At 54.0% G+C, this 24,252-nt stretch carries 26 protein-coding genes and 3 tRNA genes; 16 read left to right on the plus strand and 13 right to left on the minus strand.

All coding sequences use genetic code 11. From position 1 onward, the window contains the following. Together fliG and fliF are read right to left on the minus strand one after the other, a co-directional pair. A partial coding sequence (fliG, locus tag ENTMO_RS24200) for a flagellar motor switch protein FliG (protein WP_010432382.1) occupies positions 1 to 687 on the minus strand: 687 nt, incomplete at its 3' end. After that, entirely contained in the window at positions 680 to 2,347 is a 1,668-nt protein-coding gene (fliF, locus tag ENTMO_RS0114665; protein WP_010432383.1) for a flagellar basal-body MS-ring/collar protein FliF, read from the minus strand. The genes fliG and fliF, both read right to left, overlap by 8 nt. Before the next feature lie 228 nt (positions 2,348 to 2,575). Between fliF and fliE the strand changes: the two genes are divergently transcribed. Both fliE and yedD read left to right on the plus strand, forming a co-directional pair. Next, the gene (gene fliE, locus ENTMO_RS0114670) at positions 2,576 to 2,890 is read left to right on the plus strand and encodes a flagellar hook-basal body complex protein FliE (RefSeq protein WP_010432385.1); all 315 of its coding nucleotides are present in this window, start codon (positions 2,576 to 2,578) and stop codon (positions 2,888 to 2,890) included. 75 nt (positions 2,891 to 2,965) lie between these two features. Further along, positions 2,966 to 3,379: a lipoprotein YedD gene (gene yedD / locus ENTMO_RS0114675; RefSeq protein ID WP_010432387.1), complete on the plus strand. Its 414-nt coding sequence runs from the start codon at positions 2,966 to 2,968 to the stop codon at positions 3,377 to 3,379. Positions 3,380 to 3,482: 103 nt separating this feature from the next. Here the strand turns inward: yedD and amyA are convergent, their stop codons facing one another. The 4 genes from amyA to fliD form a co-directional block, all read right to left on the minus strand. Next, a complete protein-coding gene (gene amyA / locus ENTMO_RS0114680) occupies positions 3,483 to 4,970 on the minus strand; it encodes an alpha-amylase (RefSeq protein ID WP_010432389.1) in 1,488 nt (495 codons plus the stop codon). Positions 4,971 to 5,068: 98 nt separating this feature from the next. After that, positions 5,069 to 5,440: a flagella biosynthesis regulatory protein FliT gene (fliT, locus tag ENTMO_RS0114685; protein WP_010432391.1), complete on the minus strand. Its 372-nt coding sequence runs from the start codon at positions 5,438 to 5,440 to the stop codon at positions 5,069 to 5,071. After that, a complete protein-coding gene (gene fliS, locus ENTMO_RS0114690) occupies positions 5,440 to 5,850 on the minus strand; it encodes a flagellar export chaperone FliS (protein WP_010432394.1) in 411 nt (136 codons plus the stop codon). Before fliS ends, fliT begins: the two co-directional genes overlap by 1 nt. Before the next feature lie 30 nt (positions 5,851 to 5,880). After that, the gene (gene fliD / locus ENTMO_RS0114695) at positions 5,881 to 7,293 is read right to left on the minus strand and encodes a flagellar filament capping protein FliD (protein ID WP_010432396.1); all 1,413 of its coding nucleotides are present in this window, start codon (positions 7,291 to 7,293) and stop codon (positions 5,881 to 5,883) included. Between the two features lie 269 nt (positions 7,294 to 7,562). Here fliD and ENTMO_RS0114705 point away from each other — a divergent pair, with 269 nt between their 5' ends. From ENTMO_RS0114705 to sdiA, 8 genes are all read left to right on the plus strand, one after another. Beyond that, positions 7,563 to 8,828, plus strand: coding sequence for a FliC/FljB family flagellin (locus tag ENTMO_RS0114705; RefSeq protein WP_010432402.1), 1,266 nt, complete (start codon positions 7,563 to 7,565; stop codon positions 8,826 to 8,828). Positions 8,829 to 8,990: 162 nt separating this feature from the next. Further along, positions 8,991 to 9,710, plus strand: a complete 720-nt coding sequence (locus ENTMO_RS0114710; RefSeq protein WP_010432403.1) for an RNA polymerase sigma factor FliA — start codon at positions 8,991 to 8,993, stop codon at positions 9,708 to 9,710. Between the two features lie 54 nt (positions 9,711 to 9,764). Further along, a complete protein-coding gene (gene fliZ, locus ENTMO_RS0114715; RefSeq protein ID WP_010432406.1) occupies positions 9,765 to 10,316 on the plus strand; it encodes a flagella biosynthesis regulatory protein FliZ in 552 nt (183 codons plus the stop codon). An 86-nt stretch (positions 10,317 to 10,402) separates the two neighbouring features. Beyond that, entirely contained in the window at positions 10,403 to 11,203 is an 801-nt protein-coding gene (tcyJ, locus tag ENTMO_RS0114720) for a cystine ABC transporter substrate-binding protein (protein ID WP_010432408.1), read from the plus strand. A 107-nt stretch (positions 11,204 to 11,310) separates the two neighbouring features. Beyond that, the gene (gene dcyD / locus ENTMO_RS0114725) at positions 11,311 to 12,297 is read left to right on the plus strand and encodes a D-cysteine desulfhydrase (protein ID WP_010432411.1); all 987 of its coding nucleotides are present in this window, start codon (positions 11,311 to 11,313) and stop codon (positions 12,295 to 12,297) included. Positions 12,298 to 12,318: 21 nt separating this feature from the next. Further along, positions 12,319 to 12,987 carry a cystine ABC transporter permease gene (gene tcyL, locus ENTMO_RS0114730; RefSeq protein ID WP_010432414.1) on the plus strand — a complete coding sequence of 223 codons (669 nt, stop codon included), beginning with the start codon at positions 12,319 to 12,321 and terminating at the stop codon, positions 12,985 to 12,987. Beyond that, positions 12,984 to 13,736: an L-cystine ABC transporter ATP-binding protein TcyN gene (gene tcyN, locus ENTMO_RS0114735; protein ID WP_010432417.1), complete on the plus strand. Its 753-nt coding sequence runs from the start codon at positions 12,984 to 12,986 to the stop codon at positions 13,734 to 13,736. Before tcyL ends, tcyN begins: the two co-directional genes overlap by 4 nt. Before the next feature lie 223 nt (positions 13,737 to 13,959). Continuing rightward, positions 13,960 to 14,682 carry a transcriptional regulator SdiA gene (gene sdiA / locus ENTMO_RS0114740; protein ID WP_010432419.1) on the plus strand — a complete coding sequence of 241 codons (723 nt, stop codon included), beginning with the start codon at positions 13,960 to 13,962 and terminating at the stop codon, positions 14,680 to 14,682. 65 nt (positions 14,683 to 14,747) lie between these two features. Here sdiA and ENTMO_RS0114745 read toward each other — a convergent pair whose 3' ends face one another. Both ENTMO_RS0114745 and ENTMO_RS27030 read right to left on the minus strand, forming a co-directional pair. Then, on the minus strand, positions 14,748 to 14,972 hold the full coding sequence (locus ENTMO_RS0114745; protein WP_010432421.1) for a DUF2594 family protein: 225 nt from the start codon (positions 14,970 to 14,972) through the stop codon (positions 14,748 to 14,750). Further along, positions 14,959 to 15,141, minus strand: a complete 183-nt coding sequence (locus tag ENTMO_RS27030; protein ID WP_458860952.1) for a hypothetical protein — start codon at positions 15,139 to 15,141, stop codon at positions 14,959 to 14,961. The genes ENTMO_RS0114745 and ENTMO_RS27030 overlap by 14 nt, the downstream gene beginning before the upstream one ends. A 298-nt stretch (positions 15,142 to 15,439) precedes the next feature. On the opposite strand from ENTMO_RS27030, the gene uvrY reads away from it, so the two are divergent. The 6 genes from uvrY (at position 15,440) to ENTMO_RS0114780 (ending at position 18,976) form a co-directional block, all read left to right on the plus strand. Then, positions 15,440 to 16,096 (plus strand): UvrY/SirA/GacA family response regulator transcription factor, encoded by a 657-nt coding sequence (gene uvrY, locus ENTMO_RS0114755; RefSeq protein WP_010432425.1) that lies wholly within the window; start codon positions 15,440 to 15,442, stop codon positions 16,094 to 16,096. After that, a complete protein-coding gene (gene uvrC, locus ENTMO_RS0114760; RefSeq protein ID WP_010432427.1) occupies positions 16,093 to 17,925 on the plus strand; it encodes an excinuclease ABC subunit UvrC in 1,833 nt (610 codons plus the stop codon). The genes uvrY and uvrC overlap by 4 nt, the downstream gene beginning before the upstream one ends. Before the next feature lie 56 nt (positions 17,926 to 17,981). Beyond that, entirely contained in the window at positions 17,982 to 18,530 is a 549-nt protein-coding gene (gene pgsA / locus ENTMO_RS0114765; RefSeq protein ID WP_006176115.1) for a CDP-diacylglycerol--glycerol-3-phosphate 3-phosphatidyltransferase, read from the plus strand. Between the two features lie 151 nt (positions 18,531 to 18,681). Beyond that, positions 18,682 to 18,757: transfer RNA gene (locus tag ENTMO_RS0114770), tRNA-Gly, on the plus strand. Between the two features lie 47 nt (positions 18,758 to 18,804). Beyond that, positions 18,805 to 18,878: transfer RNA gene (locus tag ENTMO_RS0114775), tRNA-Cys, on the plus strand. 11 nt (positions 18,879 to 18,889) lie between these two features. Beyond that, positions 18,890 to 18,976, plus strand: a tRNA-Leu gene (locus ENTMO_RS0114780). A gap of 76 nt (positions 18,977 to 19,052) precedes the next feature. On the opposite strand, the gene ENTMO_RS0114785 is transcribed toward ENTMO_RS0114780, so the two are convergent. The 5 genes from ENTMO_RS0114785 to ENTMO_RS0114805 all read right to left on the minus strand — a co-directional run bounded on the left by ENTMO_RS0114785 (position 19,053) and on the right by ENTMO_RS0114805 (position 24,065). Further along, on the minus strand, positions 19,053 to 19,763 hold the full coding sequence (locus ENTMO_RS0114785) for an ABC transporter ATP-binding protein (RefSeq protein ID WP_411326759.1): 711 nt from the start codon (positions 19,761 to 19,763) through the stop codon (positions 19,053 to 19,055). 8 nt (positions 19,764 to 19,771) lie between these two features. Continuing rightward, on the minus strand, positions 19,772 to 20,647 hold the full coding sequence (locus ENTMO_RS0114790; protein WP_010432437.1) for an ABC transporter ATP-binding protein: 876 nt from the start codon (positions 20,645 to 20,647) through the stop codon (positions 19,772 to 19,774). Continuing rightward, the gene (livM, locus tag ENTMO_RS0114795) at positions 20,644 to 21,918 is read right to left on the minus strand and encodes a high-affinity branched-chain amino acid ABC transporter permease LivM (protein WP_010432440.1); all 1,275 of its coding nucleotides are present in this window, start codon (positions 21,916 to 21,918) and stop codon (positions 20,644 to 20,646) included. The genes ENTMO_RS0114790 and livM overlap by 4 nt, the downstream gene beginning before the upstream one ends. A gap of 11 nt (positions 21,919 to 21,929) precedes the next feature. After that, the gene (locus tag ENTMO_RS0114800; protein ID WP_010432443.1) at positions 21,930 to 22,844 is read right to left on the minus strand and encodes an ABC transporter permease subunit; all 915 of its coding nucleotides are present in this window, start codon (positions 22,842 to 22,844) and stop codon (positions 21,930 to 21,932) included. A gap of 99 nt (positions 22,845 to 22,943) precedes the next feature. After that, complete coding sequence (locus tag ENTMO_RS0114805; RefSeq protein WP_010432445.1) at positions 22,944 to 24,065, minus strand: branched-chain amino acid ABC transporter substrate-binding protein; 1,122 nt, start codon at positions 24,063 to 24,065, stop codon at positions 22,944 to 22,946. Between the last annotated feature and the right edge of the window lie 187 nt (positions 24,066 to 24,252).

A 24,252-nucleotide genomic window follows, 5' to 3' on the forward strand; every position in this document is an offset into this window, starting at 1 on the left:
TTTCTGCGCCAGCTCGCCGTCGAACTCGCGCACCGCGGTGATGACCGCTTCTTCCTGCTGCGTTTTCATCAGGTTGATGATCTCGGCCGCCGTTCTCACGCCGCCCATTTTGCTGCGCTTGAGGTTCTGGCCGTCGAGCAGGTTGTTCAACACTTCGGTCAGCTCCGCCAGCGCGGCTGGCTGGACACCGCCAAACGTGGCGATACGCAGCATAACATCGTGACGCAGACGCTCTTCGAACAGCGCCAGAATATCGGCTGCCTGGCCCCGTTTGAGGTGAACCAGAATGGTCGCGATAATCTGCGGGTGCTCGTCGCGAATAAGATCGGCGGCGCTCTGCGGCTCCATAAAGTTGAGCGTTTCGATACCGCTGGCGGCATCGCGGGTTTCCAGAATATCTTCCAGCAGGCTGGCGGCACGCTCTTCGCCCAGCGCCTTGACCAGCACGGAGCGCAGGTATTCGTTGGCGTTGACGTTGAGCGCGGCAAACTGTTCGGCTTCCTGCTCAAATTCCGCCAGCACTTCGGTCAGCTGCTTGTTGGAGATTTGCCGCACGTTGGCCATGGCCGCAGAGAGGATTTGCACCTCTCTTTGCGAGAGGTGTTTGAACACCTCTGCCGCACGGTCTTCGCCAATGGTCATCAGCAGGATGACGCTTTTATCGGTACCTGTAAGCGTATTACTCATGTTCGTTACCCATCCAGCTGCGGATGACCAGCGCGACGACGCGCGGATCGTTGTCTGACATTTCGCGAATGCGCTGGCTCATGACCTCAGCGCCCATGCGCTGGTTAGCGCGGCGCTGCTGCACCTGCTCGTCTTTGCTGAGGCGCACTTCAACTGCTTCTTCCACTTCCTGGCGATTATTCATCTGTTCCAGCGCGGCTTTCTCGGCTTCAGCACGGCGCTGGAGCTGAGGACGCACGCCCTTACGCCACAGCAGCCAGGCAACAATCAGCACCAGTAACCAGCGGCCTGCGGACATCAGCTGATCGATAAACGACTGCTGTTGCCAGAACGGCAGTTCGCCACCGCTTTCATCAACCGAGTTGAACGGTGAGTTCACCACGTTCAGCGTATCGCCACGTTTTTCGGAGTAGCCCATCGCTTCACGGGTCAGATCTTCAATCTGCTTCATCTGCTCGGCCGTCAGCGGCAGAGGCTTGCCGTCCGGTAGGGTTTTGTAGTTCACCACCACGGCAACAGACAGACGCTGAATATCCCCCACGTTCAGTTTGGTGTGGCGGATAGTACGGTCCACTTCGTAGTTCGTGGTTTCGTTACGGCTGCTGGTACGCGGTCCTGCGTTAGTTGCCGTTGAGGTTGTCTGCTGGGCATTCTGCTGGTTGGCCGGAGGCGTTGAAATCGGTGCCGCGTTAGCCGGAGCTGGCTGGTTAGACAGCGCGCCCGGCACGCCGCCAGGGTAGGGGCCGCCCACCTGCTCGTTCGAGTTAATCTGACGAGAACGCATCACCGCCTGAGACGGATCGCCGTTCGGGCTGTATTGCTCTTCCGTTTGTTCTTTATTCGCAAAATCGATCTGCGCGGTAACCTGAGCATGCACGTTGCTGTTACCGACGACCGGGCCCAGGATCGCTTCGATACGGCGCTGAAGACGACCTTCCACATCGGCCGCGTATTTCAGCTGCGCGTCGTTCAGATCGCGACCGGCGCTGTTGTTTTGCGTCAGCAGATGGCCGCCCTGATCCACCAGCGTCACGTTGCCCGGCGGTAAGCCTGCAACCGCGCTGGAGACCAGATGCGTGACCGCGCTGATTTGCCCTTCGTCCAGCGCGCGGCCAGGCTCAAGGTTGACGGTTACGGAGGCAGAAGGGGATTTCTGTTCACGAACAAATAAAGAGGGCTTAGGCATGGCAAGGTGCACACGCGCACTCTTCACCGGGCCTAAGGTTTCAATGGTACGGGCCAGTTCACCTTCCAGCGCGCGCTGGTAGTTCACCTGCTCGCTGAACTGGCTGATACCGAATTTTTCCTGATCCAGCAGTTCGAAACCGACCGCGCCGCCTTTCGGCAGACCCTGCTGCGCCAGGCGCAGGCGAAGCTCGTGCACCTTGTCCGCTGGCACTTCAAGCGCGCCGCCGTTATCGGCAAAGCGATAAGGGATGTTCATCTGGGTAAGCTGGGTGACGATGGCACCGCCATCCTGATCGGAGAGGTTACTGTAAAGCGTGCGGTAATCAGGGCTTTTCGCCCACAGGACCATCGCAACAAGGATCGCAATGGCGGCAGCGCCTGCCACGATCAACGGGATTTTAGGGTTCGCGCGAAGGCGGTTCATCCACTCGAGTGATTTATTCTGTGGCGCTGTCGATGCTGTTGCACTCATTGCGCACCTCTTAAATCCTGGTGGTTTACGTTATTCGTGTAGAGAAACAAAACTGACTCCCGGGTCGGCAAACACGACAAAAGTTCCATATTGATGGCCCTGCCATTATTTGATGATTCGTGATTTTCTATGCGTCAAATAACCTGGTTTTTTAACGCTATTTACCGCCATTATCTGATTGACAAGCTGTTAGTCTTGACCCCGTAAAAATCCATCCAGGGGAAAGTCATGGCTATACAGGGCATTGAAGGGGTAATCAGTCAGCTGCAGGCAACGGCAATGACGGCACGTAATCAGAACGTGATGGACGAACCTTCAACCATCAGCTTTGCGGGGCAACTGCACGCTGCGCTTGACCGTATCAGCGACAAGCAGAACGCCGCCCGGACGCAGGCGGAAAAATTTACGCTCGGTGAGCCGGGCGTGGCGCTTAATGATGTGATGGCCGATCTGCAAAAAGCGTCGGTGTCTCTGCAGATGGGCCTCCAGGTGCGAAATAAGCTGGTATCGGCCTATCAGGACGTCATGTCGATGCAGGTATAAAACCTGCCGATCTTACGCTGGCACCCATACCGCTTTAATGCCACAATATTTTTTTCTTCCCACGCAGGAAAGATGATGAAAAAAATAGCAATTGTGGGTGCGCTTCTGGCGTTAACCGGCTGTGTTCAGGTTGATAATTATCAGGAAGTCATCAAGCACCCTGTGCCGTCGCATCTGGCAGGGTACTGGCAGTCAAAAGGGCCGCAAAGCAAGATGGTGAGCCCGGAGGCGATTGCCACGCTGGTGGTGACGGAAGAGGGCGATACGCTGGATTGCCGTCAATGGCAGCGCGTGGTGGCGGTGCCGGGCAAGATTATGCTGCGTTCGGATGATTACTATAACGTGACCCGCAAGCTGGATATCTATCCGCTGGAGCGTGATGGCGCAACGCTTGAGTATGATGGTATGGAGCTGCAAAAAGTGGATCGTCCAACGGTTGAGTGTGCGAATTACCTGAGCAAAAATCCGCTGGAGAGTAAACTACCGTAACGGTAAAAACAAAACGGCAAACTTGTTGCCGTTTTTAGTGCTTGCGCCCTCTCCCCGTGGGAGAGGGTCGGGGTGAGGGCATCAGGCCGCACGCTTCCCGTTTCTACAGCACATCCTCTATGACCCACACGCTGACGCTTCCCCCGTTACAGAAGAACGTCCCTTCACCATCCGCAGCTGTGGTCACGGTTTCCTCGCGATTGCCCAGAAAATCACGCCAGGTTTTATTGCCGTAATTCTCGCCCAGACAAATCACTTTTTCCCCGTCATCACCATTGGAAAGGACCACCACGCAACCCGGCGCGTCGTCGGTCCCGCTGCGGCTGAACGCGATACAGTTAGGATGATCAAAAAACAGCGTCTGAATGCCGTGGGCAAAACGCTGGCGGGCGAGGATCAGCTCATGCAGTTGTTCAATCACGGGCATATCAATATGGTACGTGTTACCGTCTCCGCCCGTATCGTCGTAGCTGGCACCGAAGAGGTCCGGATAGAACACGCTCGGCACGCCGTTTTCGCGCAGCAGAATTAACGCATAGGCGAGCGGTTTAAACCAGGCTTCCACCGGGGCTTCCAGCGCCTGCAGGGGTTGGGTGTCGTGGTTGGCAACCAGCGTGACCGCATGGAACGGATCGGCTTCCACCAGCGTGCCGGTGAAGATCTGGCTCATGTCGTAGTCGCGCCCCTGACGCGACGCCTCGTGGAACTTCATCTGCAGCGGCGCATCGAACAGCATGGTTTTGCCCTCGACCTGATTAATGTAGTTCTGCAGTTTATCCACCTCGTGCGACCAGTATTCCGCGACAACAAACAGCGGCTGCGGCGCCACCTCCTGCACGTGCTCAATCCACTCCTTATAAAACCAGGCCGGAATATGTTTTACGGCATCCAGACGAAAACCGTCACACTGCGTTTGCTCCATTACCCAGCGCGCCCAGTATTTGATCTCCTCGGTCACGGCATGATTGCGAAAATCGATGTTCTCGCCCATCAGGTAGTCGAAATTGCCCATCTCGTCGTCGACCTGATCGTTCCAGCCTTCGCCGGTGTAGTCGTTGACGATTTTGAAGATATTGTCTTCATCGGGGTTTTCAATGTGGTCGATGCCGCTGAAGCATTTGTAATCCCAGATAAACTGCGAATATTTCCCCGCGCGGGCAGGGAAGGTGTAGCGCGTCCAGGCTTCACACTCGATGATTTCATCGTCGATTTGCGTACGGTCTTGTTCATTGACGCGCTGCACGCGGATCGGCTCTTTCTCGTCCGCCCCCATTTTGTGGTTGACCACCACATCCAGCAGCACGGCGATCTGGTTGCTTTTGAGCGCGTCGATGGCCTCCAGCAGCTGTGCTTTATCGCCGTATTTGGTGGCGACGCCGCCTTTTTGATCGAATTCGCCGAGGTCAAACAGATCGTAAGAGTCGTAGCCCACCGAGTATCCCCCCGATGCGCCTTTGTACGCCGGAGGTAGCCACACCATGTTAATGCCGATTTCGTTGAGGTTGGGGGCTAAAGCCGTAACTTCTCGCCACAATTCACCGCCAGCGGGGTAATACCAGTGAAAGCATTGCAGTAAGGTTGGATTGCGCATGCACCGTCTCCATGAGGTCGCGAAACTCAAGTATGGAGTACGTTTTGCAGAAATGCCTGGCGAACGAAGCGGGAAACGTTCGTTCGCCAGCTACATGGCTAATTGAGATCGCTACTACTTTGCGGGACCAGGACATGACCGCCCTGGTTGCTGTAGGTGGAAAGAACGGTTTTCTGAATGGAGGATTGCCCCACCATTTTCGCCAGTTCATTCATTCTGGACTGCAGCAATGTTTTCACCTGGCTTTCATTGTCGAGGATCACGCGCAGAGTCGGTCGAAGTTGCTCCTGCATTTGTGCAGAGGGTTCCGCTTCCTGCGTAAGACGAGCCAGCGAGTGCACCGCATTGACATAATCGGTTTCACAAGTAATGAGATCATCCCATAAACCCTGGCGAGCCAGTCGCAACATCAACTGGCTCTGCTCAAGGAGTTGCTGATAAAGGGTATAGAGTTGCGGTGCATTACTCATTAGACGGCGTCCTGCATCAGTTGTGGCGTACCCGCAACCTCCTTCCACCCGTCAGCGATATTGCGCAGCAATGTTTCCACCTCTTCGATGGCGCTGGCGTCGTTATTCACGTTGGCGTGCAGGAGGCGACGTACCATATAGGCATAAAGGGCAATCAGGTTTTGCGTAAGCTCATCACCGTTATTGTCCACCAGGCCAACCTTCAGCCCGTTTTCAATAATGTTGATGGCTTTCGAGAGTGCTAACCCCTTTGCCGGAATATTACCGTCTTGCAGGAACAGACGCGCGCGAACCAGCGCGCTGAGGGCTCCATCAAATAGCATGATAACCAGCTGCTGCTGGCTGGCGCTCATCACCGCGCTTTCAACCTCTATTTTTGCGTAGGCTTGCGTGCCTTTTGCGCCGTACATGTTATCCCCCTCGGGTTCGTTTAGCGTTTACTACTTGCTGCTGGACGTATTTTCAAACTGCTGCGTCAGGTAGCTGCTGGTGTTGTTCAGCGAAGTCATCAGTACGTCCAGCTGGGTAAACTGGGCTTTGTACTGTGCCACGCGCGCGTCAATACGCTCGCTCACGGCGTTGTACTGATCGGTAAGCTTGTTCAGCGTTTTGCTGACGCCATCTTTTGCCGCCTGGATAATCCCTTTGCTGGAGAGCCAGTCAGTCAGTTGGGTGGCCATCGTGGTGGTGATGCCGGTGGTTTTACCGTCACCCACAACCAGATCTTTAACGGCAGTCGGGTTGTCCGTCAGCGCTTTTTTCATCTTATCGCTATCCAGCTCCAGTTTTCCTGAGCTTGGGTCAGTGGTAATGCCCAGTGACGACAGCGTTTTATACGTGGTACCGCCCACGGTATTGCTCAGCATGGTTTTCAGCTGGGTCTGGATCGTACGCAGCGTGCTGTCACCCAGCAGGGCGCCGTTGCTGGAATCCTGTGCATCTGTGCCTGCATCCACCGCCGTATATTTGGTTAAGGTTGCAAAGCTGTCCTGCAGGGTGTTGTAAGCATCCACCCAGGCTTTCATTGCCGTTTCGGCTTTCGACGTATCTTTGGTGATCGTCAGCGTCTGGTTACCGGTGGTGACGTCATTCAGGTTCAGGGTGATATCTTCCAGCGCATCGCTGATGGTGTTGCTGCTGTTTTCGATATCAACGTTGTTGACCTTCAGCTTGGCGTTCTGCGCGGTAACGCTTTCCGTCATGCCGTTGCTGGCGTCGGTGCTGGTGCCGTTGTAACCCATAAAGGATTGCAGGGCGCTGTCGCCGCTCACGCTGATGCTGACCGCGTTATCTGCACCGGTTTCGGTAGAGGTAATAGACAGACGATACTGGCCATTCCCGACGTTAATAATACTGGCGGTCACGCCCGCATCCGCTTTGTTGATGGCATCACGAATGCCGGTCAGCGAGGAGTTTGCCGCGCTGATATCAACCGTCACCGGATCTTTACCGTTGCCCGCGGTAAAGGTAATTTTGCTGTCCGCGGTGGCAATGGCAGTTTTGGTATCCGCCTGGGTATTTTTAGTGGTCAGCGTCTGCGCCTGCGCCAGCTGAGAGACGCTAATGGTGTATTTACCCGCAATGGCGCTGCCCGTCGTGGTCGCGCTGAATGCCGTGGTACTGCTCGCCGTGCTGGTGGCCGTAAACAGGTCAGCTTTATTCAGCGCGGTGTTGGCGGTCTGAAACGCTTCCAGCGAACTCTTCAACGTGCCGTAAGCGCTAAGCTTGGCGGTATAGGATGTCTGCTGTTTGGAAATCGGCGTCAGCTGCGCTTTTTCGGCCGTGGTGAGACTATCCAGAATGTCTGCTAACTTAAGACCCGAACCAATCCCCAATGATGAAATACTTGCCATATTTATTCCTTAATCTATCGACACGTAGAACGAATAGTGGGGTTATCGGCCTTTATGCGTGAAAGTTTACGGTTAATTTCTTTTTTTTAATGGCGGGCATAACGGTAATAGAGAAGAGTATTTCCGTGGCTAAAAAAATTATCGAGATCCTGAAAAAAAATCTAAAGGTTGTTTTGGACCAGACGATAACACCTTTGACGGCGATGAAGCCGAAGGGTGGAAACCCAAATCTAACCAAACAGATTTGATGAACAACAGGAATCGAAATCATGGCACAAGTCATTAATACCAACAGCCTCTCGCTGATCACTCAGAACAACATCAACAAGAACCAGTCTGCTCTGTCTTCTTCTATTGAGCGTCTGTCTTCCGGTCTGCGTATCAACAGCGCTAAAGATGATGCTGCGGGCCAGGCTATCGCTAACCGCTTCACGTCTAACATCAAAGGTCTGACTCAGGCTGCACGTAACGCTAACGACGGTATCTCTCTGGCACAGACCACTGAAGGCGCGCTGTCTGAAATCAACAACAACCTGCAGCGTGTTCGTGAACTGACCGTTCAGGCAACGACCGGTACTAACTCTGATTCTGACCTGACGTCAATCCAGGACGAAATCAAATCCCGTCTGTCTGAAATCGACCGCGTATCCGGTCAGACTCAGTTCAACGGCGTGAACGTACTGGCTAAAAACGGTTCTATGGCGATTCAGGTTGGTGCAAACGACGGCCAGACCATCTCCATCGACCTGCAGCAGATCGACTCTTCTACTCTGGGTCTGAACGGCTTCTCCGTTTCTAACAACGCACTGAAACTGAGCGATTCTATCACTCAGGTTGGCGCGAGCGGTGCTCTGAAAGATGTTGACCTGAGCGCGGTTGCTACTACTCTGGGCGTGGACGCGAAGAGCCTGACTCTGCACAACGTGCAGACTCCAGCTGGTGCATCTACTGCGACCTACGTGGTTTCTTCTGGTTCTGACAACTACGCTGTGTCTGTTGACGATGCAACTGGCAGCGTGAAAGTGAACACCGCTGACATCACCTATACCGATGCTAACGGTGGTACCGGTACTCTGACTGGTGTTGCAGTTAAAGTTGGCGCAGACGCTGCTGGCGCTGCTGCAGGTTACGCTGAAGTTCAGGGTAAAAACTACTCCCTGACTGCTGCTGCTATCGCTGATGGCGGCGCGGGCGGTACCCTGAACAACGCACAGACTGTTACCCTGAACGCTGCGGGCGAGTTCAAAGGCGTGTCTACTGCAGATCCACTGGCTCTGCTGGACAAAGCTATCGCGTCTGTTGATAAATTCCGTTCTTCACTGGGTGCGGTGCAGAACCGTCTGAGTTCTGCTGTAACCAACCTGAACAACACCACCACCAACCTGTCTGAAGCGCAGTCCCGTATTCAGGACGCTGACTATGCGACCGAAGTGTCAAATATGTCTAAAGCGCAGATCATCCAGCAGGCCGGTAACTCCGTGCTGTCCAAAGCTAACCAGGTTCCTCAGCAGGTTCTGTCTCTGCTGCAGGGCTAATCGCCTGATAATGCGTAAACCCCGCTTCGGCGGGGTTTTTATTTAGCGCTATTTGCATAACCCCCCAAATAACCCCTCATTTCACCCACTATTCACCCAATTGAAACCCCTGCAGAATCGGATAATCATGCCGATAACTCAATTAACGCAGGGCTGTTTATCGTGAATTCACTCTATACCGCTGATGGTGTACTGGATAAACACTCGCTGTGGCAGCGTTATGTTCCGCTGGTGCGTCACGAAGCATTGCGCCTCCAGGTGCGTTTGCCGGCGAGCGTGGAACTGGACGATCTGCTACAGGCGGGCGGTATCGGGTTATTGAATGCAGTTGACCGATACGACGCTCTGCAAGGAACGGCATTTACGACTTACGCAGTTCAGCGTATTCGTGGGGCGATGCTGGACGAGCTGCGCAGCCGAGACTGGGCGCCGCGCAGTGTTCGCCGCAACGCGCGCGAAGTGGCGCATGCGATGGGGCAGCTGGAACAGGAACTGGGACGCAACGCGACGGAAACCGAAGTGGCTGAGCGTCTTGGGATCGCTGTTGAAGAGTCCCGTCAGATGTTGCTCGATACCAATAATAGCCAACTCTTCTCTTACGATGAGTGGCGCGAAGAGCATGGCGATAGCATCGAGCTGGTGACGGATGAGCATCAGCAAGAAAACCCGTTACACCATTTAATGGAAGGGAATTTACGCCAGCGCGTGATGGAAGCGATTGAAGCTTTACCAGAGCGCGAACAGCTGGTGTTGACCCTCTATTACCAGGAAGAGCTCAATCTCAAGGAGATTGGCGCGGTACTGGAGGTGGGGGAGTCTCGGGTTAGCCAGCTGCACAGCCAGGCCATCAAGCGCTTACGCACGAAACTGGGTAAGTTATAGGTGATTGATTCACCTCGGAAATGCCGCACAACGTATTGACAACCAGGAGTTATCATGACGGTGCAGCAATCTAAAAGACGGCCTTTAAGCCGCTACCTGAAAGACTTTAAACACAGCCAGACGCATTGCGCCCACTGTAATAAATTACTCGACCGTATCACGCTGGTTCGTCGTGGCGAAATCGTGAACAAAATCGCGATATCCCGCCTCGACACGTTAATGGATGAGGCCGCCTGGCTCGAAGAGCAAAAAGAGTGGGTGGCGCTTTGCCGTTTCTGTGGCGATCTCCACTGCAAAGAGCAAAGCGACTTCTTCGATATTATCGGCTTTAAGCAATTCCTGTTTGAGCAAACGGAGATGAGCCACGGCACCGTTCGCGAATATGTGGTTCGCCTGCGTCGCCTTGGGCAACATCTGACCGTCAACAATATTTCTCGCGACCTGCTGAAAACCGGTTATCTGGATGAAAATCTGGAGCCGTGGCTGCCTGCGACCAGCACCAACAACTACCGGATTGCGCTGCGCAAGTATGCTCAATACAAGGTACAGATGCCGGGTGTCGTAAAGCAGAAAGCCCACGCCGGAACAACTTCTGATATATATTAAAAAAGAATAAGATGTAGCGCAGTCGCCTTTGACGTTGCAGGTGATTTCTCTACACTACGTAAAAATTCCACTATATCGGGGTATTTATGAAATTTGCACTTCTGGGTCGTCAGGCGCTGATGGGTGTTATGGCCGTTGCGCTGGTTGCGGGCATGAGCGTGAAAACGTTCGCCGCGGAAAACCTGCTGAATAAAGTAAAAGAGCGTGGCACGCTGCTGGTGGGGCTGGAAGGAACCTATCCTCCGTTCAGCTACCAGGGCGACGACGGTAAACTGACCGGTTTCGAAGTGGAATTTGCGGAAGAACTGGCGAAACACCTTGGCGTGAAAGCGTCCCTGAAACCGACCAAATGGGACGGTATGCTGGCGTCGCTGGATTCAAAACGTATTGATGTGGTGATCAACCAGGTGACCATTTCTGACGAGCGTAAGAAGAAGTATGACTTCTCCACGCCGTACACCGTGTCCGGTATTCAGGCGCTGGTGAAGAAAGGTAACGAAGGCGGGATTAAAACGGCAGCGGACCTGAAAGGGAAGAAAGTCGGCGTCGGTCTGGGTACCAACTACGAAGAGTGGCTGCGCCAGAATGTGCAGGGTGTGGATATTCGCACCTATGATGATGACCCGACCAAATACCAGGATCTGCGCGTGGGCCGTATCGACGCCATTCTGGTTGACCGCCTGGCCGCGCTGGATCTGGTGAAGAAAACCAACAATACCCTGGCCGTTGCGGGTGATGCGTTCTCTCGTCAGGAAGCCGGTATCGCCATCCGTAAAGGTAACGAAGACCTGGTGAAAGCGATCGATTCCGCGATTGCTGACATGCAGAAAGACGGCAGCCTGAAAGCGCTTTCTGAGAAATGGTTCGGCGCTGACGTCACCAAATAAGTCTTTGACCCATAAAAAAAGGCGCTTTTAAAAGCGCCTTTTTTATTTCTTACGCGTCTGCGTGCATAATGAAAAATATCATATGAATTAGCGTTACCGGAGGAACCATGTCACTGCAGAATTTAACGCGCTTTCCCCGCCTGGAGTTTATCGGCGCACCCACGCCGCTGGAGTATTTACCCCGATTTTCTGATTATTTAGGGCGCGACATTTTTATCAAGCGCGATGACGTGACCCCGATGGCGATGGGCGGCAATAAGCTGCGCAAGCTGGAGTTTCTGGCGGCAGACGCGCTGCGCGAAGGGGCGGACACGCTGATCACCGCAGGGGCGATTCAGTCTAATCACGTGCGCCAGACGGCGGCGGTGGCGGCAAAACTTGGCCTGCACTGCGTTGCGCTGCTGGAAAACCCGATCGGAACGCACGCAGAAAACTATCTCACGAACGGTAACCGTCTCCTGCTGGATCTGTTTAACGTGCAGGTCGAGATGGTTGACGCCCTGACCGACCCGACCGCGCAGCTCGACGAACTGGCCACGCGTCTGGAAGCGCAGGGTTTTCGTCCGTATGTTATTCCTGTTGGCGGGTCGAACGCGCTGGGCGCATTGGGCTATGTAGAAAGCGCGCTGGAAATTGCTCAGCAATGCGAGGGGGCGGTGAATCTCTCTTCTGTCGTTGTCGCCTCCGGTAGCGCCGGAACCCATGCCGGGCTGGCGGTGGGGCTGGAGCAACTGCTGCCGGATGTCGAGCTGATTGGCGTGACGGTCTCCCGCAGCGTTGCGGATCAGAAGCCGAAAGTGGTTACTTTACAGCAGGCGGTGGCAGAACAACTGGAGCTGAAAGCCAGGGCTGACATTCTGCTCTGGGATGACTATTTTGCGCCGGGCTACGGCACGCCAAATGAAGAGGGGATGGAAGCGGTGAAATTGCTGGCACGCCTCGAAGGCATTCTGCTCGATCCGGTCTATACCGGTAAGGCGATGGCGGGGCTGATAGACGGCATTGCACAGAAGCGCTTTAAGGATGAAGGACCGATTTTGTTTGTTCATACTGGCGGGGCGCCTGCGCTGTTTGCCTATCATCCTCATGTCTAAAAATCAGGTCGAAAAATAATAATGCACGAAAGTATTCAACTGGTTATTGATTCACTGCCGTTCCTGCTTAAGGGGGCGGTGTTTACGCTTCAGCTCAGTATCGGGGGGATGTTCTTCGGTCTGGTGCTTGGGTTTGTGCTGGCGTTAATGCGCATGTCGCCCGTCTTGCCGGTACGCTGGCTGGCGCGTTTTTACATCTCTGTATTCCGCGGCACGCCCCTTATCGCCCAGCTCTTTATGATTTACTACGGTTTGCCGCAGTTCGGTATTGAGCTTGATCCCATCCCGGCGGCGATGATCGGTCTGTCGTTAAATACCGCTGCCTACACCTCCGAAACCCTGCGAGCGGCCATCTCCTCCATTGATAAGGGGCAGTGGGAAGCGGCAGCCAGTATCGGGATGACGCCGTGGCAAACCCTGCGTCGGGCGATATTGCCCCAGGCCGCGCGCGTAGCGTTACCGCCGTTGAGCAACAGCTTTATCAGCCTGGTAAAAGATACGTCGCTGGCGGCCACCATTCAGGTGCCGGAGCTGTTCCGTCAGGCGCAGCTGATCACCTCGCGGACGCTGGAAGTGTTCACGATGTATCTGGCGGCCTCGCTGATTTACTGGGTGATGGCGACGGTGCTTTCCGCCCTGCAGAACTATTTTGAAAACCAGCTTAACCGCCAGGAGCGTGATCCGAAATGAGTGCAATCGACGTTAAAAACCTGGTGAAAAAATTCCACGGACAAACGGTGCTCCACGGTATCGATCTGGAAGTGGAGCAGGGCGAAGTGGTGGCGATCATCGGACCGAGTGGCTCGGGGAAAACCACGCTGCTGCGCAGTATTAATCTCCTTGAACAGCCTGAAGGCGGAACGATCCGCGTAGGGGATATTACGATTGATACCGGGAAATCCATTAGCCAGCAGAAAGGCTTAATTCGCCGTCTACGTCAGCATGTCGGTTTTGTTTTCCAGAACTTCAACCTTTTCCCGCACCGTACGGTGCTGGAAAATATTATTGAAGGGCCGGTCATCGTGAAGGGGGAGCCAAAAGAAGAGGCCACCACCCGCGCACGGGAGCTGCTGGCGAAGGTTGGGCTGGCAGGTAAGGAAACCAGCTACCCGCGCCGTCTTTCGGGTGGACAGCAGCAGCGTGTGGCCATTGCGCGCGCGCTGGCGATGCGTCCGGATGTGATCCTGTTCGATGAGCCCACCTCCGCGCTCGATCCCGAGCTGGTAGGGGAGGTGCTTAACACCATTCGCCAACTGGCGCAGGAAAAACGGACAATGGTGATTGTGACTCACGAAATGAGCTTTGCGCGTGATGTTGCAGACCGGGCTATTTTTATGGATCAGGGCCGCATTGTTGAGCAAGGGCCAGCGAAAAGCTTGTTTGCGAACCCGCAACAGCCCCGCACCCGCCAGTTCCTCGAAAAATTCCTCATGCAGTAGCATTTTTGCCGTAATTTGCTCCAGATTTTTCTTCTGGGGCAAATTATTCGCCTCCAAACGCGTGTTCGTAGTTCTTTTATTCCACCTGTGTTCAGATTAACCGTATTAAATCTAAAGATTCAGGTGCGTTGGACGATATTTTGTATAAATAAATAAGATTTATGTGTTAGGTTATATTCACCATAATAATGATTATCTTTATCAGAGGCTTCATTCGGTAAGTATGAGGGATTCAGACTTTTTCAACTGGCGACGGGATTGCTTCCTCCGGTTTCAGGAAATGTCCTGTGCCGACGAGGTATATCAAGAACTTCAGCGACAAACGCAGGCACTCGAATTTGATTATTTCTCACTTTGCGTTCGTCATCCTGTCCCCTTTACGCGCCCCCGGATTTCGGTCCAAACCAGTTATCCGCAGGAATGGATGGCGCAATATAAGTCAGAGAATTTTTTCGCCATCGATCCGGTGCTGAAACCAGAGAATTTCATTCAGGGGCATTTACCCTGGACGGATGAATTATTCGCTGATGCTCAGGCACTGTGGGACGGCGCGCGGGATCACGGTTTGCGTACGGGAATTACACAGTGTTTGATGCTGCCTAATCACGCGCTCGGTTTCCTGTCTGTATCACGTACTAGCGCACAGGCGGATAAGTTAAGCGGCGAAGAAATAGAGTTGCGCCTGCAAATGCTGGTTCAAATGGCCTTAACGTCTCTGTTGCGTTTTGAACATGAGATGGTCATGCCGCCTGAAATGAAATTCAGCAAGCGTGAGCGGGAAATTCTGAAGTGGACTGCGGAAGGAAAGACGTCCGCAGAAATAGCGATTATTCTTTCGATATCTGAGAATACGGTTAATTTCCATCAAAAGAATATGCAGAAGAAATTTAACGCGCCAAACAAGACGCAGATTGCCTGTTATGCGGCGGCGACAGGACTGATCTGAAGAGACAACACGTTCTGCGTGACAGACGAGATAACGGCTGAATGCACCGCATCCAGCCGTTTTTTTTACTGACGGTAAGCTTGTTTAATCTGCTTAACGGTGTTGGCGAATACGGCTGATTCAGCCTGGTCTTCCATCTGCGCGATTTGTTTTTCCATCTTCAGGATCACACGGCCCGCATCAGCCTGACCCATTGCCTGTAACATGAGCGTCAGCAGCGCTTTCAGACAGTTTACTTCCTGTGCCAGTTCTTGGTTATTTTCCGCAGTGGCGAAATCAGGTGAGCTCATTTATTTTCCTCAATATAAAACAGCGCGCGAGCGCGACGATGAAAGTCAAGGCCGCGGAGTATACCACAAGCCGTGACAAAAAAAGCAGTGGTTGTTTTTCGTACTTTTCCGCATTTTGTTTATTTACGTAAACAATACCCACATGTAATGTCTCCTCTGCGATATTCACAATTTATTGTCATCGCCGGTTCGTTTGTCGTTAATTGTTGTTACAAAAAGTTTAGAACTGTTTTTAAGCCGATGTAGCGTGCCTGTTTTTTGTAACTTTTTGAATACAGATGCTTAAAAATAGACGCAAAAGCCCATGCCGCATGGGTTTTCTTTCCACTTGCTGTACAGGCTAATTTCCAAAAACGAGAGCGTAATCGTATAGCACGTTTTTTAACGTTTTAATCTTGCGAGGAAAACCGTTAATATAAACGCAATAAGTAGTCAGTAGCGTTATCCCTATTCTGGAGACATTTCCTTTGATCAACGTCCTTCTTGTTGATGACCACGAACTGGTGCGCGCAGGGATACGACGCATTCTTGAAGATATAAAGGGTATTAAAGTTGCCGGTGAGGCCTGCTGTGGTGAAGATGCCGTGAAATGGTGTCGCTCAAACTCGGCCGACGTGGTGTTGATGGATATGAACATGCCCGGCATTGGTGGGCTTGAAGCAACACGTAAAATCGCCCGTACCTTTGTTGATACCAAAGCCATCACGCTGACCGTACACACCGAAAACCCGCTGCCCGCGAAAGTTATGCAGGCGGGGGCCGCCGGGTATCTGAGTAAAGGCGCCGCACCACAGGAAGTTGTGAATGCGATTCGCTCCGTGTTTGCCGGGCAGCGCTACATTGCCTCAGACATTGCACAACAGATGGCATTGAGCCAGATTGAACCTGAAAAAACGGAATCGCCGTTTGCCAGTTTGTCTGAGCGAGAGTTGCAGATTATGCTGATGATCACCAAAGGTCAGAAAGTGAATGAGATCTCTGAACAACTGAATCTCAGCCCGAAAACGGTGAACAGCTACCGCTATCGGATGTTCAGTAAACTGAACATTCACGGTGATGTCGAGCTGACTCACCTGGCCATTCGTCATGGTCTGTGTAATGCGGAGTCGTTAATAAGTCAGTGAATGAAGCGTTCGATTCAAAAGCATTTCTAAAAACCGTCACCAGCCAGCCAGGCGTGTATCGCATGTATGACGCTGGCGGTACGGTTATCTATGTGGGTAAGGCGAAAGATCTCAAAAAACGCCTTTCCAGCTATTTCCGCAGCAATCTTGCCTCCCGCAAAACCGAAGCGCTGGTCGCACTCATTCAGAATATTGATGTCACCGTCACCCACACCGAGACGGAAGCGCTGCTGCTTGAACATAACTACATCAAACTGTATCAGCCCCGCTACAACGTGTTGCTGCGTGATGATAAATCCTATCCCTTTATTTTCCTGAGCGGGGATACCCATCCGCGTCTGGCGATGCACAGGGGCGCGAAGCATGCGAAGGGTGAATATTTCGGCCCGTTCCCGAACGGTTATGCCGTGCGAGAAACGCTGGCGCTGCTGCAAAAAATCTTCCCGATCCGCCAGTGTGAAAACAGCGTTTACCGTAACCGCTCGCGTCCGTGCCTGCAGTACCAGATTGGTCGCTGTCTGGGGCCGTGCGTAGCGGGTTTGGTCAGCGAAGAAGAGTATGCCCAGCAGGTGGACTATGTTCGCCTGTTCCTCGCGGGGAAAGACGATCAGGTTCTCACCCAGCTTATCGCGCGAATGGAGAAAGCCAGCGCGGCGCTGGAGTTTGAAGAGGCTGCGCGCATTCGTGACCAAATTCAGGCCGTACGCCGCGTTACCGAAAAGCAGTTTGTCTCCAATACCGGTGACGATCTGGACGTGATAGGCGTGGCATTTGACAACGGGCTGGCCTGCGTTCACGTTCTGTTCATTCGCCAGGGTAAAGTGCTCGGCAGCCGCAGCTACTTCCCGAAAGTACCGGGCGGCACGGAGCTGGGTGAAGTGGTCGAGACATTTGTTGGACAGTTCTATCTTCAGGGTAGCCAGATGCGCACGTTACCCTCCGAGATCCTGCTTGATTTCAATCTCGACGATAAAACCCTGCTGGCGGATTCCCTCTCTGAACTGGCCGGGCGTCGGGTGAATGTCCAGACGAAACCGCGCGGTGACCGCGCACGCTATTTGAAGCTGGCACGCACCAACGCGGCGACGGCGCTGACGACGAAACTGTCCCAGCAGTCGACGGTTAGCCAGCGTTTAACCGCGCTTGCTACGCTTCTGAAGCTGCCGGAAGTGAAACGTATGGAGTGTTTTGACATCAGCCATACGATGGGGGAGCAGACCGTAGCCTCCTGCGTAGTGTTTGATGCCAACGGTCCGCTGCGGGCGGAGTATCGCCGCTATAACATTACCGGGATCACGCCGGGGGATGATTACGCCGCGATGAACCAGGTGCTGCGTCGACGCTATGGTAAAGCCATCGAAGAGAGCAAGATCCCTGACGTGATCCTTATCGATGGCGGAAAAGGGCAGCTCGGGCAGGCGAAGGCGGTGTTTGAATCACTCGACGTCGAGTGGGATAAAAACCATCCGCTGCTGTTGGGCGTGGCGAAAGGGGCGGATCGTAAAGCGGGTCTGGAAACGCTTTTCTTTGAGCCGGAAGGTGAGGGCTTTAGCCTGCCGCCGGATTCGCCCGCGCTGCATGTGATCCAGCATATCCGCGATGAATCGCACGATCACGCGATCAGTGGCCACCGTAAAAAACGGGCGAAGGTCAAAAACACCAGCACGCTGGAGACCATCGAAGGCGTTGGACCAAAACGTCGTCAAATGCTGCTGAAGTATATGGGCGGATTGCAAGGATTACTCAATGCCAGCATGGAGGAAATTGCAAAAGTGCCGGGTATTTCGCAAGGGCTGGCAGAAAAGATCTACTACTCGTTGAAACATTGAGGGCTCTGTAGCAACATAGAGCTAAATTTTACTGACAACAGACAGTTACCGTCATTATGCGATTTAATATCCCTACGTTGCTCACTCTTTTTCGCGTCGTGCTTATCCCGTTCTTTGTACTGGCGTTTTACCTGCCGGTCGTCTGGGCGCCTTTTGCCTGCGCACTGATTTTCCTGGTCGCTGCGGTAACCGACTGGTTCGACGGTTATCTGGCGCGCCGCTGGAATCAAAGCACTCGCTTTGGCGCGTTCCTCGACCCAGTGGCCGATAAAGTCATGGTGGCGATCGCGATGGTGCTGGTGGCTGAACATTACCACACCTGGTGGGTCACGCTGCCCGCGGCAACGATGATTGGCCGCGAAATTATCATCTCTGCGCTGCGGGAGTGGATGGCGGAGTTGGGTAAACGCAGCAGCGTGGCGGTATCCTGGATTGGTAAGGTCAAAACAACGGCGCAGATGGCGGCGCTGGTCTGGATGCTGTGGCGTCCGAACGCCTGGGTTGAGTGGGCGGGGATTGGTCTGCTGTGGGTTGCCGCGGTACTGACGCTGTGGTCAATGCTGCAGTATTTGAACGCGGCGCGCGGAGATTTGCTTGAACAGTGATCGTTTCGACGTAATTTTCAGCAAACGATCCGGGGATGCAAAAAATAACGTTGACTCAAAACGACATATCAGTAGAATGCAACGCATCGAACGGCGGCACAGCTAGCCGGACGATAATGAAATCAAGTGGTTAGAAACAACTTGATGACATGCGGGAATAGCTCAGTTGGTAGAGCACGACCTTGCCAAGGTCGGGGTCGCGAGTTCGAGTCTCGTTTCCCGCTCCAGATTAAAGACATGCGCAACAGCGGGTGTCGGTTTGAAAAGGTTTTACGGCGCGTTAGCAAAGCGGTTATGTAGCGGATTGCAAATCCGTCTAGTCCGGTTCGACTCCGGAACGCGCCTCCACTTTCTTCCCTGGCCGGATGGTGGAATCGGTAGACACAAGGGATTTAAAATCCCTCGGCGTTCGCGCTGTGTGGGTTCAAGTCCCACTCCGGCTACCATGGGAAAAAGCAGAATAATCAAAGCAATAAGCAGTGTCGTGAAACCACCGAAAGGTGGTTTTTTTGTGCCTGCAATTTACGCTGAAACCCCACCCAGATACGCCTTCCTCACCTCCGGATCCCCCAGCAGCTCCTCGCCGCTGCCGCTCAGCCGGATCTGTCCGTTAACCATCACATACCCGCGATCAGACAGCTTCCACGCGTGGTGCGCATTCTGCTCAACCAGAAAAATGGTCATGCCGTTGCGTGCCAGCTCGCGCAGCGTCTGGAAAATCTGTTTCACCACGATAGGGGCCAATCCCAGGCTGGGTTCATCCAGCAGCAGCAGCTTAGGGCGGCTCATTAAGGCCCGCGCAATCGCCAGCATCTGCTGTTCTCCGCCGGACATGGTCATCGCACGCTGTTTACGCCGCTCCTTGAGGCGGGGGAAAAGGTCGAACATGCTTTGCATATCTTCAGATGCAAACTGGTTTCCAATCGGGATGGTGCCCATCAGCAGGTTCTCTTCCACCGTCATATCCGGGAAGATACGCCGTCCTTCGGGCGCCTGGGCGATACCGCCGGACGCGACGTAGTGGGTGGATTTATGGCTGATATCCTCTCCGCAAAACAGGATCTGTCCACTACGGACCCGGGGTTGACCAAAGATAGACATCAATAATGTCGACTTTCCTGCACCGTTAGCGCCAATCAACGCCACGGTTTCGCCTTTGTTAACCTCAAGGGAAACCTGTTTCAGCGCCTGGATCACGCCGTAGAAAACGTCCACCTCCCGAAATTCCAGCATCGTCTCGTTCACAGGTTAACCTCGCTTTCGTCGGTGCCCAGGTAGGCGGCGATCACTTTTTCATCGTGCTGGATCTGCTCGGGTTTCCCCCGCGCAATGACATCTCCGTGGTCAAGCACAATAATGTCGTCCGAAATCTCCATGACCATCCCCATATCATGCTCAATCAGTAATACCGTGATGTCGTGGTGGTCGCGCAGAAAACGGATAATGCTACTTAACTTGTGCGTTTCCACCGGGTTCAGGCCTGCGGCAGGTTCATCAAGGCAGATCATCTCCGGACCCGTACACATTGCCCGGGCGATTTCGAGGCGTCGCTGTTGACCGTAAGACATTTCCCCCGCGAGGCGATTGGCGCAGTCCACCAGGTCCACCACTTCCAGCCAGTAAAATGCACGATCGAGGGCATCACTTCCCCCCCGACGCCAGGCGGGGGTGTTGAGCACACCGGCAAGGAGATTGCGATTTACACGCATATGCTGTGCAACCAGCAGGTTTTCGACGACCGACATCTCGCGAAACAGGCGGATATTCTGGAATGTGCGCGCAAGGCCCGCACGGTTTACCAGGTGTGTTCCACCGAACATTTTGTAGAAAAGACGCGACCCTAACCGGGCTGGGTTAATCCAGTCACCGGGCTGGAATTTTTGACCGAGAACCTGAATCACATTGGTGGTTTTACTGCGGGTGTTGAATAAGATATTTCCGCCGGACGCCCTGTAGAAGCCCGTCAGGCAGTTAAACACGGTTGTTTTCCCCGCGCCGTTAGGCCCGATGAGGGCGGTAATCGACCCGCGTTGTACATCAAGGTTGACGTCATTTAACGCTTTAATCCCGCCAAAGTGCATCATCAGGTGCTCAACGTGTAATATGGTTCCGTTCATGGCGCGACCCCCTTACGCACGGCATAGCCGCTGCGGTTAATGCGGATCAAACCGCGCGGACGCCAGATCATCATGACCACCATCAACACGCCAAACAGCAGGACGCGATACTCCGCAAAACTGCGCAGCAGTTCCGGCGTGACGGTCAGGACAAAGGCGGCCAGCACAACGCCCAGCGTTGAACCCATCCCGCCCAGCACCACGATGGCCAGAATCAGTGCGGATTCAAAAAAGGTAAAGGAGGTGGGATTAACGAACCCCTGATAGGTGGCGAAGAAAACCCCCGCAATCCCGGCCGTTGATGCGCCCAGCGTAAACGCAGAAAGCTTCACCAGCACGTGGTTAAGACCCATTGAGCGGCAGGCAATTTCATCTTCTCGTAATGCCTCCCACGCCCGACCAATCGGCATTCGCGTCAGGCGGTGCTTGATGTAGAGCACTATCAGCACCACCAAAAACAGCACGGCGTAAATAAAGATAAACTTCATGTTTGGGTTATAGGTCAGTTGGAAAAACTCGTGGAAGGGGACGCCGCCTTCTTTGGCGCGTCGGCCAAACTCCAGACCAAAAAAGGTAGGGGCAGGGGCTGAAACGCCATTTGGGCCGCCAGTGAAGGTCAGCCAGTTATTGAGCACCAGGCGGATAATCTCGCCAAACCCGAGGGTCACGATTGCCAGATAATCCCCATGCATGCGAAGCACCGGGAAGCCAAGCAGCGCACCGGCGGCGGCGGCCATCAGCGCTGCCAGCGGCAGCATGCTCCAGAACCCTAACCCCAGATACTGATACCCCAGCGCGAGGCCATACGCGCCAATCGCGTAAAAGGCGACATACCCCAGATCCAACAGCCCCGCAAGGCCGACCACAATATTCAGCCCGAGGCCGAGCAGAACATAGATCAGCCCCAGAATGGCAACGGTTAGCACGTATTTGGTCGCCACAAACGGAAAGCAGATCGCAAGCGTAATAACCAGCGGAATAATCCAACGCATGCGGCTCTTGTATCCGGGAGGGCGGACATACACCCCTGCGCTGTCCGCTTCAAACCTCGCCTGGAAACGCGCACCGGGGGCGGTCTGCAGGAAGATGCTCAGCAAAAAACGGCCCAGCATGACGATGGCAATCATCCACGCCAGCCGTTGTCCGGCAAAGTTAAAGCTGTAACCGTCGAGAACTACGCCAGCGATAGGGCCAAAGATAATCAAGGCAACTAGCCCGGAAAATACGGAATCCAGAATGCAGCGTTTAAGGGAGAAACCGGCAGATGTCATCGTCTTCACCCTCACACCTTCGCCACGACAGGGCGGCCCAGCAGACCCTGAGGACGGAAAATCAGGATCAATACCAGCAGCCCAAACGAGAACACGTCTTTATAATCCGAGTTCACCATCCCGGAGAATTGCGCTTCCGCCACTCCCAGAATCAACCCGCCGAGCATGGCGCCCGGCAGAGAGCCGATGCCGCCCAGCACCGCCGCCGTAAAGGCTTTTATACCGATGACAAAGCCCACGTAGAAATCAAAGGTGCCATAGTTCATGGTAATCAATACCCCCGCCAGCCCGGCCATCGCCGCGCCGATCACAAAGACCAGCGAAATGATCCTGTCGGTATTGATCCCCAGAATGGAGGCCATTTTGCGATCCTGCTGCACCGCACGACACATCCGCCCCAGCCGGGTATGGCTGATTATCCACGTGAGCAGCAGCATGCCCGCGAACGAGGCGATCAGAATAAAGATTTTGGTGTAGGTGATTTGGACGAAACCTTCTCCCAGATGTACACGAAGTACGCCGTCCAGCATGGTTGGCACGCCTTGCTGGCGGGGGCCCCGGCTCAGCTGGGCGTAGTTTTGCAAAATCAGCGACATCCCGATGGCAGAGATCAGCGGTGCCAGTCGGGTGGAGTTTCGCAGGGGTTTATAGGCGATGCGTTCAATAGTCCAGCCATACACGCCCGTCACCACGATGGTGAACGCCAGTGTGCCCAGAATCAGCAGGGGAAACGACTCAAGACCGAAGAATGACAGCAGGGCCAGCCCGATGGCGCAGAGATAGGCCGAGATCATATACACTTCGCCATGGGCGAAGTTGATCATGCCAATGATGCCGTACACCATGGTGTAGCCGATGGCGATTAAGCCGTAGACGGAGCCCAGCGTTAATCCGTTGATTAACTGTTGCAGGAAGAATGTACTCATCATCGCGCGCTCTTTTTATAGGCCGCACGACGCGTGCAGCCCGATGTGTATTCCGCCTCGGCAGGCGAACCTGCCGACGTTGAGCGTGACTCCGTCCCGTTACTGCACTTCCTTATATTTTCCCTTGTCGTCCCACTGATAAACCACGTAGTCAGACACTTTCAGATCGCCTTTGCTGTCCCAGGCTTTTTTGCCCATCACCGTGTCGACGGCGTTCGCTTTCAGCCACTCGCTGGCTTTGGCGGAGTCTTTGCCTCCGGTGGACTTGAAAGCGGCGGCAATGGCCTGGATGGAGGCATAGGAGTAAAGGGTATAGCCTTCTGGTTCGAATTTACTGGCGCGGAATTTCTCAATCACCGCTTTACCGTCCGGGATCAGTCGCGGATCTTTACCAAAGGTCATGTAGATACCGTTGGTGTACTGCGGGCCACCCGCGGCGGTGACCATCTCTTCATTGACGATACAGTCCCCTGAGAAGAATTTCGCCTGTACGCCCTGTTCACGCATCTGGCGCACCAGCGGGCCCGCTTCAGGGTGGCAGCCCCCGAAGAACACCACGTCCGGTTTTTGCGCGCCAATTTTCGTTACCAGCGCGTTAAAGTCTTTTTCCCCACGTGATAAGCCTTCATACATCACATCCTTCACGCCGCGTTTGGCAAGCGCCGCTTTGGTGGCGTCTGCTAACCCCTGACCGTAGGTGTCTTTATCGTGAATGATCACTACGCGTTTGGCCTTCAGCTTATCGATGATGAAGTCGCTGGCGACTTGCCCCTGCTGATCGTCCCGGCCGCACATGCGGAACATATCGCTCATGCCGCGCTCGGTAATGAGGGGGTTAGTCGAACCGGGGGTGATGGCAATAATGCCCGCATCGCTATACACCTCGGAGGCGGGCATGGTGGAAGAGGAGCAGAAATGGCCGACAACCGCATTGACTTTGTCCTGGTCGACTAAACGGTTAGCGACGGCAACAGCCTGTTTAGGCTCGCAGGCATCATCTCCCTGAACCAGCTTAATTTTCTCACCGTTGATCCCTCCCGCGGCGTTAATGTCTTCTGCGGCCTGCGTTGCGCCATGCCAGTACTGATCGCCATAGGTGGCATTTGGGCCTGTAAACGGCCCGGCCACGCCAATCACAATATCGGCCTGGGCGGAAAATGCCGTCACCAGACAACCGGCTAACACAAGAGAAAGGGGACTTCTGATAAATTTCAGCGACATTATTGTGTTCCTTAGCAAAGAGGTTTTTGCACCACGGCGTCAACCCAAACGCCCTACGGCGCAGCCAATCTATATATAAGATCGAGAACAACATGCACTAAACGAACAAAATCCAGGCCACATCCTGCTTAATACGGCGAGGTTTCCATGCGCAGTTTGCGCGCAGAACATTAAGCAAAATCGTTGC

Origin of the sequence: Enterobacter mori LMG 25706 (genome assembly GCF_000211415.1) — a bacterium.
GTDB classification, from domain to species: Bacteria; Pseudomonadota; Gammaproteobacteria; order Enterobacterales; family Enterobacteriaceae; genus Enterobacter; species Enterobacter mori.